11 protein-coding genes are annotated in these 12,068 nt (G+C 71.8%); 5 read left to right on the forward strand and 6 right to left on the reverse strand.

Annotation, left to right across the window (positions count from 1 at the left end; all coding sequences use genetic code 11):
- Window positions 1-19: 19 nt before the first annotated feature.
- The 4 genes from WME89_RS43080 to glgC form a co-directional block, all read right to left on the reverse strand.
- Window positions 20-778, reverse strand: coding sequence for an RsmE family RNA methyltransferase (locus tag WME89_RS43080; protein ID WP_438005393.1), 759 nt, complete (start codon window positions 776-778; stop codon window positions 20-22).
- Window positions 775-1,740 (reverse strand): 50S ribosomal protein L11 methyltransferase, encoded by a 966-nt coding sequence (locus WME89_RS43085; RefSeq protein WP_438005394.1) that lies wholly within the window; start codon window positions 1,738-1,740, stop codon window positions 775-777. The genes WME89_RS43080 and WME89_RS43085 overlap by 4 nt, the downstream gene beginning before the upstream one ends.
- A 123-nt stretch (window positions 1,741-1,863) precedes the next feature.
- Window positions 1,864-2,559, reverse strand: a complete 696-nt coding sequence (locus tag WME89_RS43090; protein WP_438005395.1) for a metallophosphoesterase — start codon at window positions 2,557-2,559, stop codon at window positions 1,864-1,866.
- Between the two features lie 263 nt (window positions 2,560-2,822).
- The gene (glgC, locus tag WME89_RS43095) at window positions 2,823-4,091 is read right to left on the reverse strand and encodes a glucose-1-phosphate adenylyltransferase (RefSeq protein ID WP_437304731.1); all 1,269 of its coding nucleotides are present in this window, start codon (window positions 4,089-4,091) and stop codon (window positions 2,823-2,825) included.
- Window positions 4,092-4,589: 498 nt separating this feature from the next.
- Between glgC and WME89_RS43100 the strand changes: the two genes are divergently transcribed.
- Window positions 4,590-5,294, forward strand: a complete 705-nt coding sequence (locus tag WME89_RS43100) for a hypothetical protein (protein WP_438005396.1) — start codon at window positions 4,590-4,592, stop codon at window positions 5,292-5,294.
- A 166-nt stretch (window positions 5,295-5,460) separates the two neighbouring features.
- Here WME89_RS43100 and WME89_RS43105 read toward each other — a convergent pair whose 3' ends face one another.
- Both WME89_RS43105 and WME89_RS43110 read right to left on the reverse strand, forming a co-directional pair.
- Window positions 5,461-5,847 carry a hypothetical protein gene (locus WME89_RS43105; RefSeq protein WP_437658573.1) on the reverse strand — a complete coding sequence of 129 codons (387 nt, stop codon included), beginning with the start codon at window positions 5,845-5,847 and terminating at the stop codon, window positions 5,461-5,463.
- Window positions 5,848-5,960: 113 nt separating this feature from the next.
- Window positions 5,961-6,329 (reverse strand): hypothetical protein, encoded by a 369-nt coding sequence (locus tag WME89_RS43110; protein WP_438005397.1) that lies wholly within the window; start codon window positions 6,327-6,329, stop codon window positions 5,961-5,963.
- A 287-nt stretch (window positions 6,330-6,616) separates the two neighbouring features.
- On the opposite strand from WME89_RS43110, the gene WME89_RS43115 reads away from it, so the two are divergent.
- The 4 genes from WME89_RS43115 to WME89_RS43130 all read left to right on the forward strand — a co-directional run bounded on the left by WME89_RS43115 (window position 6,617) and on the right by WME89_RS43130 (window position 12,052).
- Entirely contained in the window at window positions 6,617-8,464 is a 1,848-nt protein-coding gene (locus WME89_RS43115; RefSeq protein WP_438005398.1) for a chloride channel protein, read from the forward strand.
- A 366-nt stretch (window positions 8,465-8,830) separates the two neighbouring features.
- Window positions 8,831-9,298, forward strand: coding sequence for a response regulator (locus tag WME89_RS43120; RefSeq protein ID WP_437304736.1), 468 nt, complete (start codon window positions 8,831-8,833; stop codon window positions 9,296-9,298).
- Window positions 9,299-9,395: 97 nt separating this feature from the next.
- The gene (locus WME89_RS43125) at window positions 9,396-10,979 is read left to right on the forward strand and encodes a circularly permuted type 2 ATP-grasp protein (protein WP_438005399.1); all 1,584 of its coding nucleotides are present in this window, start codon (window positions 9,396-9,398) and stop codon (window positions 10,977-10,979) included.
- Window positions 10,976-12,052 (forward strand): alpha-E domain-containing protein, encoded by a 1,077-nt coding sequence (locus WME89_RS43130; protein WP_438005400.1) that lies wholly within the window; start codon window positions 10,976-10,978, stop codon window positions 12,050-12,052. The genes WME89_RS43125 and WME89_RS43130 overlap by 4 nt, the downstream gene beginning before the upstream one ends.
- Window positions 12,053-12,068 lie beyond the last annotated feature (16 nt).

Consider the following 12,068-nt stretch of genomic DNA (forward strand, 5'->3'; position numbering starts at 1 on the left):
CGCGCCGACGGCCAGCCCATCACCCCGCCCGCGCGTCGCTCACCGCGATCAGCGCGCCGAGCGCCGCCGCGCACACCGTCTCCGTGCGCAAGGTCAGCGCGCCGAGGCGCACGCGCTCGAACCCGAGCGCCGCGCAGATGCCGAGCTCCTCCGGCGTGAACCCGCCCTCCGGACCGACGGCGAACGCCGCCTCCATGCCCGGCGTGAGCGCGGCGAGCCGCGCGCCGAGCGGCGTCTCCGCGTACGGATCCAGGCACATCCCCAGCGCGCCCCCCTCCGTGTCCCGCGTCGCCGCCGCCGCGGCGAGCGCCGCCGCGAGGCTCACCGGCGCGTCCACCCGCGGCGCGTCCCCGCGGCCGCACTGGCGCGCCGCCTCCACCGCGATCCGGCGCCAGCGCTGGCTCCTCTCCTCGGCGGGCCGCGCCACGCTGCGCGCCGAGATCGCCGGGATGATCCGCGTCGCACCGAGCTCGGTCGCGTCGCGCACCACCGCGTCCATCTTGTCGCCCTTGCCGACCGCCTGGATCCACGTCACGCGCCGGCCAGGCCGCAGCGCCGCCGGGCGCGGCGCGTCGATGCGCGCCTCGGCGCCGCGGCGGCCGATCGACTCGAGCGTGGCGTCCGCCTCGATCCCGAGCTCCGGATCGAACACCACGAAGCGATCCCCCTCGCGCAGCCGGTGCACCCGCACCACGTAGCTCGCCGCGTCCGGCGGCAGCGCGATCACGCCGGCCGCGATCGAGCCGAGCGGCACCCGCAAGAGCCCCGGGCCGCTCATCCCGGCGAGGACGCCGCGCCGCCCGGCGCGCGGAACAGGAGCGCCACCCAGCCCTCGCCGCCCGCGTCGCCCCGCCCCGCCGGCCGCGCCGCGCCGCGATCACCCCGCGGCGACGCGGGGTCCGGCCGGGTCGCGACGTGCGCGAGCGGCCGCTCCAGCGACGTGTACAGCGCCACGAGCTCCTCGCGCTCGCTCTCGAGGATGCCCGACAGGATCAGCCAGCCGCCCGGCGCGAGCACGCGCGCGAGCTCCGGCGCGATCGGCCGGAGCACCCGCGCCTCGATGTTCGCGACGACCCACGGGAACTGCCGCGTCACCGACTCGACCACGCCGGCGCTCGCCGCGACGCGCCCCTCCAGGCCGTTGCGCGCCGCGTTCTCGACCACCACCTCGATGACGTCGTCGTCGTTGTCGATCGCCACCGCCCGCGCCGCGCCGAGCAGCAGCGCGACCAGCGCGAGGATGCCGCTTCCCGTGCCCACGTCGAGGACCTCGCGGCCGCGGAGCTCCGCCGCGTGCTCGTCGAGCAGCTCCGCCACCAGCGCGGTCGTCGCGTGCAGGCCCGTGCCGAACGCCCGCCCGGGCTCGAGGAGGAGCACCCGCTCGCCCTCACGCTGCGGCGCGTACTCGACCCACGGCGGCACGACCGTGATCGTGGGCGTCAGCGGGAACGGCGCGAAGTGCTCCTTCCACGCGTCGCGCCAGGCGTCGCCCACCACCTCCTCGAGCCGCGCGGCGAGCGGCGGGTCGAGCTCCGCGAGCGCCGCGATGGCGGCGTTCGCCTCGTCGTGATCGTCGAAGCTCGCGACGAGCGTCACCTGGCCGGACTGCGCGCCGCGCACGAGCGTCTGCTCGTCGCGCTGCTCCACGCCGGTGGCGCCCAGCTCGAAGAGCGCGGCGGCCAGCTCCTCGGCCTCCGGCTCGGGGACATCGACTGCAACGAACGGGTATCGAGGCTCCACCTGGCTTGCTCCGTGACGGGCCGCCGGCCTGAAGAGCGGCGGCGGCGCGGCCGGCAGCCTAACGAAATTCGCCCTCCTCCGCCCCGCCCATCGCGCGGAACTGCTGGAGGAAGCGGAGCATTTTCAACGTCCCACGTAGCGGCGCCGGGACGGGACTGACACGAGCACCTCGGCGCGCGACGCCGGCGGCGGCACGCGCTCGCCGTCGTGGAGCACCATCGCGGTGAGGCGCCCTCCGTACACCGCGCCCGTGTCGATCCCGGTCGCCCACGCGTGCATCTGCGCCTCGCTCCGCGCGTTGTGCCCGAACACGACGTGCGGCGGGCCCTGGTACGTCTGGCCCCACAGCGTCTTGCCCCCGCGGCGCTCGACCGGCTCGCCGTAACGGCCGAGACAGCGCACGTACATCAACGTGTGCGGGTCCTGCCGCTCGATCGGCAGCCCCGGGATCAGCCCCGCGTGGACGACGCGCAGCTCGTGCTCCGGCAGATCCAGCCAGTACGGCAGCGTCTCCAGCCAGGCCCAGTCGCGCTTGCGCAGCTGCTGCGCGGTCTCCTTCGAGAGCTCCCCCAGCGGCTCGCCGCGCGGGTCGCTGCGGCCCGCGCGCCAGCGGAGCAGCCGGTCCTCGTGGTTGCCCCGCACCGAGATCGCGCCGATCTCGCGGAGCAGATCGAGCGTTCCGCACGGATCCGGGCCGCGCACGATCAGGTCGCCGACCATGACGACGCGATCGCCCGACGCGAAGCCGACGTGCTCGATCAGCCGCGCCAGCTCATCCCGGCAGCCGTGAACGTCACCGATGATGATCGTGCGCGGCATCTCACACCCAACGTAGCAGGGACGCCCCGTCCAGGGGGGCTCCCAGGCCCTGCCCCCCGCGCGCAGCAGAGACCGCGCGGCCTCCCGACACCGGGCGAGCCGCCTCGACCAGGCGCCGTGAACGGCAGGTTTTCCCTTGAATTCAGGGTATTTGGATGCCGGGAAGGCGCCGCCGGGCGGGCTCATCAGAACCGGCGGCGATCGCCCGGCAGGGGGGCGCGGGCATGCCGCGCCCGGGCGCCGCCGGGGCCCAGGTCAGGGGGTCAGGGGGAGTCGATCTTGGCGCGCTTCGGGATCACGACGATCCCGCCCTCGCTGACGAACCACTTCTTGCGGTCCTCCTCGAGGTTGAAGCCGATCTCGGCGCCCGCGGGGATCTCGACGTCCTTGTCGATGATGCAGCGGCGGAGCTTGACGTGGCGCCCGATCTTGACGTCCTCGAACAGCACGCACTCCTCGATGTGGCTGAACGAGTTCACGCGGACCCGGTTCGAGAGCACGCTCCGGTGGATCCTGCCGCCGGAGATGATGCACCCGAGCGAGACGAGGCTGTCCGTCGCGATGCCGACGCGCGCGTTCGCCTCGTCGCGGAACACGAACTTGGCCGGCGGGTCGTGGCTGATGCCCGTCCGGATCGGCCAGCGCATGTTGTAGAAGTTGAACGCCGGCTGGATGCTGACCAGATCCATCTGGGCCGCCCAGTACGCGTCGATCGTCCCGATGTCGCGCCAGTACCCCGCGCCCTCGTCCTCGCCGGGCACGAGGTTCTCGTGGAAATCGTAGACGTAAACGCGGCTGCCGCTCTGGACCATCTTCGGGATGATGTCGCGCCCGAAGTCGTGCGCGCTGTCCTCCGTCGCGGCGTCCTGCTCGAGGACGTCGAGCAGCGCCGGGGTCTTGAAGATGTAGTTGCCCATCGAGGCGAGGCACATGCCCGGCCTGCCCGGCATGCTCGGCGGATCCTGCACCTTCTCGTGGAAGGCGATGATGCGCCCCGACTCGTCACACTCGATGACGCCGAAGGATCTCGCCTCCTCCTTCGTCACCGGGATGGCGGCCACGGTCACGTCGGCGCCGCGCGCCAGGTGATCGTGCAGCATCTGCCGGACGTCCATCTTGTAGACGTGGTCGCCGCCGAAGATGCAGAGGTGCTCCGGCGACTCGTCGGTGATGACGTGCTGGGTCTGGTAGACGGCATCCGCCGACCCCTTGAACCAGCTCTTGCCCGTGCGCTGCTGCGCCGGGACGGTCTCGATGAAGCTGTCGAGCATCGGCGACAGGCGCCAGGCTCGGGCGATGTGCTCGTCTAGCGACGCGCTCTTGTACTGCGTGAGGATCTTGATTCGGTGCAGGCCGGAGTTGACGAAGTTCGAGAGGACGATGTCGATGATCCGGTAGCGGCCGCCGAACGGCACGGCTGGCTTCGCCCGATCGTGTGTGAGCGGGCCGAGCCGGCGGCCTTCGCCGCCAGCGAGGATCATCACCAAAACCTTCGACGCTTCGAAAGCGGCGCGCAGGGTCGTCTCGCGCATGGGACGCAGAGGGTACTCGATCGATGTTGCCAGCGCGAAGAGCGGAAACGCGTCCTCCGCGTATTCGAGGCAACTTCCCGGGCCGGGGAGAACGCCGCGGCCGCCCGCGCAACGCGCGACGCGCCCCGCGCAGCGCGCGACGCGGCCCGCGCGCCGGCGGCTCCGCGCGCGCTGGAGGCGCTCCCCTCCGGTCGCGGGGCCGGGCGCTTCCGGCCGCGTCCCCTCTCGCCCTCTGCCGCGGCGGGGAGGTCGGCCCCTCGCCGCGCAGGGCGACGGGCCGCGGCCGGCCCGCCCGTTCACCGCTTGCGCCGCTTGATGAAGAGCGAGGGACGTTTTCGTTTCTCTTTACGATCCGCTCGCGGCCGTGTTAGCCGTTTTCGCCGCCGCGCGCGCATGCGAGAGGCGCCTGATCCGCGCGCGGCGCCCCGCCGTCCGAGGGCTACTCCAGCGCTGGATCTTTCCTGCTGGTGCGCCCGTCACGCTGACCTTGGAGATGCCATGAACGCCCGATTCGGTCGAACCCTCGCCGCCGCCATCCTCCTCGTCGCGGGCACTCCAGGGTGCGGAACGGACGAGCAGCCCTACCAGGCCAAGCCCGCTTTCAGCGGCCGGAAGCCGAACCTGCCCGCGGTGCCGACGCTGCCCGCGAAGAACAAGAAGCAGGGCGACGCCTACACGGTCTGGGGCGTCACGCACGACCTGCGGAGCCGCGTCCACTTCGAGGACGTGAACGGCAAGAAGCTCTCGATCGTCGGCTACATCGTCAAGACGAACCTCCAGGAGGCCCCCGCCTGTGCCGTGCACAAGACGGGCAAGGGCGACCCTGCGGACTGCAAGGCGCCGGTCCCGAGCTTCGCGATCGCCGACGAGAAGGGCGAGACGAAGGACGTGATCGAGGTGATGGGCTGGGCCTCGAACTTCGCGCAGATCTACAGCATGATCGAGGCGATCGACAAAGCGCCGCGCGGCAAGGAGAACGAGGCGAAGCTCACCGACGAGTTCTGGGGCCAGGAGCTGCCGAACCCGATCCCGGCCGTCGGCGCGAAGGTGAAGGTCACCGGCACCTACGGCGTGACGTTCACGAAGTCGACCGGCGGCGCGGCCGCCAACCCGAAGTACGGCATCCTGTCGGCCGAGCAGATCGAGTACCTCGAGCCCCCGCCCGAGAAGGCCACCCTCCCCGGCATGAAGCGGCGCCCCTGACGCCGCAGCCCGCGGCGGCCGTGCGCCAGAAGATGGAGCCGCCGAGAGCGTCAGGGACGCCAGGCGAGAAGAGAGAATTTTCTTCCTTCTCTCCTGGCGTTCTCGGCGTTCTCGGCGGTTTTCTCCCTCTCCGTGCTCAGGCCGCGCGCCGCCGCAGCGGGCCGCTTCACGTCATGATGGACCGGATCCCGCTGCCCGGCTCGGCCGCCGCTGACTCGAAGATGGCGTCGATGAGCAGCCGCCGCGCCACATCGTCGTGCGCCTCCATGCGATCGATGCGCACGAGCGAGGCCGGCGCCTGCCGGATGACCACGTCGAACGACTCCGGGTCGAACCGGTACAGCTCCTCCGTCACGAGGATGGCGTAGGGCTGCGACGCGATGATGGTCGGCCGGAGCGAGCGCAGATCGCACTCGCGCACCGCGACCCCGAGCCGGACGCCCACCTCCCGACACACGGCGACGAACTCGGCAGGACAGCCGGCCACGATCACGAGCGGGATGGGCGGAGCGCTCGGGACCACGGCCTTGCGCGGCTTCGTACCGTCCTCCATACGCGCGTCAGCGTAGGCCATGACCTGAGTACGCCGGCAAGCGAATTATTCTGTCGAGCACCACCGCACCCGGCCTCGCTTCGCGCGCACCTCCGGCCCCTTCGACGCTGACGCTAACGAGCGCCGGCGCTCACCTCGACGTGCCACCCACGGCCCTCCTCCGCGCCCACGAAGCGGATCCGCCCGGACCGCTCCATGTCGTCGACGAGCTCCTCGGCCTCCAGCTGCGAGATGTCGATCCGGCTGCAGAGCACGTCCCGGAACTGCGTCTTGCCCTGCACGTAGTCGGCGTCGACGAGCGCGCCGAGCGTGCCGGCGAGGATCTCCGCGGCCAGGTCCAGCGCGAGCACGGGCGTGAACACGGCGTCGTCGGTCGTGCGGACGCTCTCGTCCGTGGTGCGGACTGCCGCGTCGCCCACCGCGACGCTGTCGTCCTCCGTGATGATGGTGCCGTACTCGACGGTGCTCTGATCGATCGCCATGCCTTCACCTCGTCCACGCTCTCGTTCACGCTTCCGCGCCCGGGGACCGCGCCCGCCTCGGGCCACCTTCCACACTCATGGAGCGGAGGAGCCCCGGGCGGAAGCCGACCCGGCGACGACCCGGCCGGAGAAGTCGCGCCCGGCCTCGATTTCAGGCAGCAACCCGCGGAGAGATCAGGGAAGCTACCCGCCCTGCCAGGCCCATCGTTCGGCGGGGGGGCCTGGTCCCCGAGGTCATGATGTCGTCCCCCGAGGACTTCCCTTCTCGCCCCAGCCGGTTGGGGGTGGTGCGCACCCCGCTTCCTCGCCCGCAAGGGCTCATCGCGTTCCAGCTCGTCGGTCGGGTGCTGCTCCACGCGGGGCTCGTCGGCGCGACCGCCGGCATCGTCGGCTCGCTGTTCTTCGCCGCGCTCGAGCTCGCCGAGCACGAGCTCCTCGTCTCGCTCACCGGCTACCAGCCGCTCCGCGCGAAGGGCGAGGCCGTGTTCACGGGCCTGCACACAGGGGCGTTCCGGCCATGGCTCCTGTGCGTCCTGCCCGCGCTCGGCGCGCTCGTCGGCGGGCTGCTCACCGCGAAGCTCGCGCCCGAGACCCGGGGCGGCGGCGGCGACGCGTTCATCAACGCGTTCCACCACAAGGGCGGCACCATGCGCAGGCGCGTCCCGCTGGTGAAGGCGTTCGCCTCGATCTTCACGCTCGGCTGCGGCGGGTCCGGCGGGCGCGAGGGGCCGACCATGCAGATCGGCGGCGCGCTCGGCTCGATCATCGGGCGCGCCCTGCGGGTGGGCGCGCGCGAGCGGCGGATCCTGCTCATCGCGGGCGCGGCCGCGGGCATGTCGGCCGTGTTCCGGACGCCGCTCGGGGCCGCGCTCCTCGCCGTCGAGGTGCTGCACCGCGACGACTTCGAGGCCGACGCGCTCGTGCCGTCCATCCTCGCGAGCGTCGTGTCGTACTCGGTCTTCATCTATTTCTTTGGCGAGTCGACCCTCTTCGCGCACGCGCCCCGCTACCCGTTCATCCCGAGCCACCTCCCGCTCTACGCCGCGCTCGCGCTCGTCGTCTCGCTCGTGGCCACGGTGTTCCTCCGGACGATGCACACGGTGGAGCACACGATGCACCGGATCCAGCTGCCGATCTGGGCGAAGCCCGCCCTCGGCGGCCTCGCGCTCGGCGCGCTGGTGACGCCGCTGATCATGCTCCTCGGGTCGCGCTTCGACCGGCCGGGGCAGGGGTTCGGGCTGCTGGGCGCGGGCTACGGGGCCGCCCAGGTCGCGATCACGGGCGCCTCGTGGCTGCCGCAAGGGTGGACCGCCGTGCAGCTCCTGCTCGTGCTGCTCGTCACGAAGATCGTCGCCACGTCGTTCACCGTGGGCTCGGGCGGGAGCGCGGGGGACTTCGGCCCCTCGCTCGTGCTCGGCGCCCTCACGGGCGGCGCCTTCGGGCGCGCGGCGGAGCTCCTGCTCAACGATCCGCGCATCGACCCCGGCGCCTTCGCGCTCGTCGGGATGGGCACGTTCTACGGCGGCATCGCGCACGTGCCGATCGCCTCGCTCGTCATGGTCTGCGAGCTCGCCGGCAGCTACGACCTGCTCGTGCCGCTCATGCTCTGCGAGGGCATCGCCTTCGTGGCGCTCAGGCACAGCGTCCTGTACCGCGCGCAGGTCGCGACGAAGCGCGAGTCCCCGGCGCATCGGGACGAGCTCATCGTCGACGTGCTCCGCAGCATCCGCGTCGCCGACATCGTCATCCGCAGCCGCCCGTTCGTCTCGTTCGAGGCGCGGACGCCCGCCGCGAGCGTCGTCGAGCGCATCGCGGCCTGCGAGTGGCAGGACACGTTCCCGGTGCTCTCCGAGGAAGGCAAGGTCATCGGCACCATCGACGCCGAGATCCTGCGCGCCACCGCGATGAGCCCGGAGCTCTCGGGGCTCGCGATCGCGCACGACATGATGGAGAGCCCCGCCTCGGTCAGCGAGACAGAGGACCTGCACGGCGCGCTCCAGGTGCTGCTGGAGCACGGCGTGCGCGAGCTCCTGGTCACCGACGCCGACGGCAAGATCGTCGGCATCCTCGACGAGTCCGACGTCACCCGCGCTTACCACGACGCCACGGCGCGGCTCGAAGGTGCGGCGCAGTAGGAGCGGCGCGGACCGGCGGCCGCGCGCGCTCGCGGCCGGGCGCTGATCCGCGCGCCTTGCGCGGCGCAGCTCGCCAGAAAACGCAAATTTTCGGTGCGCTCGCGTCGAGACCGCGCCCGCGTCGAGACCGCGCTCGCGTCGAGACCGCCCGTGCTTCACGACGGCGCGCGCACGGATGTCCCGGTCGCGCGGCGCGCCAGAGCGCGAGGACCGGCGCATTGCGGCGTGCGTCGCCGCCGTCCGTTTCGGGAGTCTCCTGAGCTACCAATCTTGGATTCCACGCAGCGACGGAACGGCGAGCGTGGGGGATACTCTGGTTCATCCCTGGAATTCGGTCCGGAGAGCGCGCGGGGGGAGAGGTACTTCATGCTGGTCGATACGCTCGGAGGTCGGACGGTGCGGCGCAACGCAGAGGTACGAACACGCTCGAGCGCGCCGAACAGCCGCGCCAAGCTGGTGGTGGTCGTCGACGACGAGCCAAGCATCCAGGAGGTCGTGAGCATGATCCTGGAGAGCGAGGGCGGCTACGAGGTGCGCTGCGCATCGAACGGCGAGGAGGCGCTCGCGCTCCTCGACCAGATCGCGCCGCCGGATCTGCTCGTCGTCGACATCATGATGCCGGTGATGGACGGCTGGGGTCTGCTCACGGCCCTCCGGCACAACGAGAAGACCGCGCGTATACCAGTCATTGTTTCATCCGCGTCTTCAAAACATGACGCGACGAGCCTCGGTGTCGCTCGAGTGCTCCCGAAGCCGATCGACTACGACGCGTTCCTCGCCGCGGTCGACGAGCTCACGCGCTGCCGCGAGCGCCAGACGCTCGACGCCGAGTAGATCGAGTAGTCCGCCCCGTCGCCGACTAGCTCCATGGCGGCGAAAACCGCAACTGGCCCATGGACCTCGAGGGGCCCGAGGCGGTAGCTTCACTCCAGTGTTGTTAGAGACCCCGGGTGCCGGCCTCTTCGCCGGCTATACTCCCCTCCCCGGCGCCTACGACGAGCTGTTTGGTCCAGACGGCGCCCCTCGACCCGAGTTCCTGCGCACTGCCACGCTCCTCGGCGCGCTCGCGCCGAACGAGTTCGCGCGCGCGCAGCAGCTCGCGGAGCTCGCCCTGCTCAACCAGGGCGTCACCTTCTCGGTCTATGCCGACCAGCGGGGCGCGGAGAAGATCTTCCCGCTCTGCCTCGTGCCCCGGATGCTGTCGGCATCGGACTGGGCCCACATGGAGCGGGGCCTCGAGCAGCGCGTCCGCGCGCTCGGCCTGTTCCTCGACGACGTCTACGGAGAGCAGCGCATCCTCCAGGAGGAGCGCATCCCCCGGGACCTCGTCCTCGGCTCGGGGCAGTACCTGAAGCAGGTCCACGGCCTGCGGCCCCCGGGCGGCGTGCGCATCCACATCGCGGGCGTCGACATCATCCGCGACCCGACCGGGACCTTCCGCGTCCTCGAGGACAACCTCCGCACGCCCTCCGGCGTCTCCTACGTCCTGGAGAACCGGCTGATCAGCAAGCGCGTGCTGCCGCACCTGCTCGACAAGGCGCAGGTCGAGCGGGTCGACCACTACCCGGCCCGGCTCGCCGAGACGCTGCGCTCCGTGTCGCCCGTGGCCCCGGGCGGCACGAGCGCCGTCGTGCTCACGCCGGGGCCGTACAACTCGGCGTATTTCGAGCACAGCTTCCTCGCGCGCACGATGGGGCTCGAGCTCGTGCAGGCCCCCGACCTCTTCGTCGATCAGGACCAGGTCTTCGTCCGGACCACGCGCGGCCCGCGCCGGGTCCACGTGATCTACCGCCGCATCGACGAGGCGTTCCTCGACCCCGAGGCCTTCCGCCCGGACAGCCTGCTCGGCGTGCGCGGCCTGATGCGCGCCTACGCCGCCGGCAACGTCGCGCTCGCGAACGCGCCCGGCAACGGCGTGGCCGACGACAAGGCCGTGTACCCGTTCGTGCCGGAGATGATCCGCTACTACCTCGGCGAGGAGCCGATCCTCGAGCAGGTGCCCACCTACCTCTGCATGCGCGAGGACGACCGCCGCTACGTGCTCGAGCACCTCGAGGAGCTGGTCGTCAAGGCGGTCGACGAGGCCGGCGGCTACGGCATGCTGATGGGCCCGCAGTCGACCGCCGCGCAGCGCGACGAGTTCCGCGCGCGCATCGAGGCGACGCCGCGCCGCTACATCGCGCAGCACCGGGTCGAGCTCTCGACGAGCCCCACGTGGGACCCGGCCGTCAAGGCCGCTGTCCCGCGCCGGCTCGACCTCCGCCCGTACGTGCTGACGGGACGCGACGGCTCGTGGGCGCTGCCCGGCGGCCTCACGCGCGTCGCGCTCGTGGCCGGCTCCTACGTGGTCAACTCCAGCCAGGGCGGGGGTTCGAAGGACACATGGGTCCTGAAGGCCCCGTCGGACGGCGGGCAGAGGATCCCGTCCATCGGCGCCGGGGACCCGCCCCCCGGGGCCGCGAACAACGACCCTGCCAGCGCGCCGCCGCCGTCCGAGCCCCCGGAGGCCCTTTGATATCCCGCGTCGCCGATCACTGTTTCTGGTTCGGCCGCTACCTCGAGCGGACCGAGAGCACGGCGCGCATCCTCGCCGTCACGCAGAACCTCGCGCTCGACGCCGAGCTCCCGGCGCACCAGTGCTGGCTGCCGGTCATCATCGTGGCCGGGCAGAAGGCGCACTTCGGCGCCGTGCACGGCGAGGACGCCGCGGCCGACGGCGAGCTCGTGCAGCGCTACATGAGCTTCGACGACGAGAACCCGACGAGCCTCCGCAGCTCGAGCTCCGCGGCGCGCTTCAACGCGAGGACGATCCGCGAGGTGGTGAGCCTCGAGGCGTGGGAGACCGTCAACGAGCTCCACCTCTGGATGAGCAGCGAGCAGGCGCTGGAGGAGTTCAGGTCGAGCCGCTACGCCTTCTACCGGCGCGTCCGCCAGCTCACGCAGCTCTGCCTCGGGCACACCCAGAGCACGATGCTCCACGACACGCCGCTCGATTTCATCTGGCTCGGCGTGCTGCTCGAGCGCGTCGGGCAGACCGCGCGCACGCTCGACGTCCACCACCACGCCCTCACCAACCTGGAGCAGCCGCTGTCGAACCGGAACGGCCAGACGCAGACGCAGGCGCAGGCGCAGGTGCAGGCGCAGGCGCAGGCGCAGGGCGGCGTGCGCAGGCGGCACCGGGTCGTGGAGACGGCGCTCTGGCTCTCGCTCCTCCGCGCCTGCTCCGGGTTCGAGCCGTTCATGAAGCTGAACCAGGGTCAGGTGACCCCGCAGGCGGTCGCACAGTTCCTCCTCTACGAGCCCCGCTTCCCGCGCTCGATCCGGCACTGCGTTCACGCGGCGTTCGCGCGGCTCTGCGAGATCCGCCCGCCGGAGAGCGCGACGCTGCCCGGGGGCGAGAGCCTGGAGCGGCTGCAACTCTTGCATCAGTGGGTGACCGACAGGGCCACCGAGGCGTTCGATCCGCTCGACGTGCACGCGGCGCTCACCCACGTGGTCGACGCGACAGCCACGATCTGCGACGGTATTGGCCGCGAGCTGCTCGGTTACGGGCCGCCCGACAGCAATCCCCCTGCGACGAGCCAGTAGCCAGACCCGCCAGAAT

It is taken from the genome of Sorangium sp. So ce321 (assembly GCF_051530195.1).
Taxonomy (GTDB): domain Bacteria; phylum Myxococcota_A; class Polyangia; order Polyangiales; family Polyangiaceae; genus Sorangium.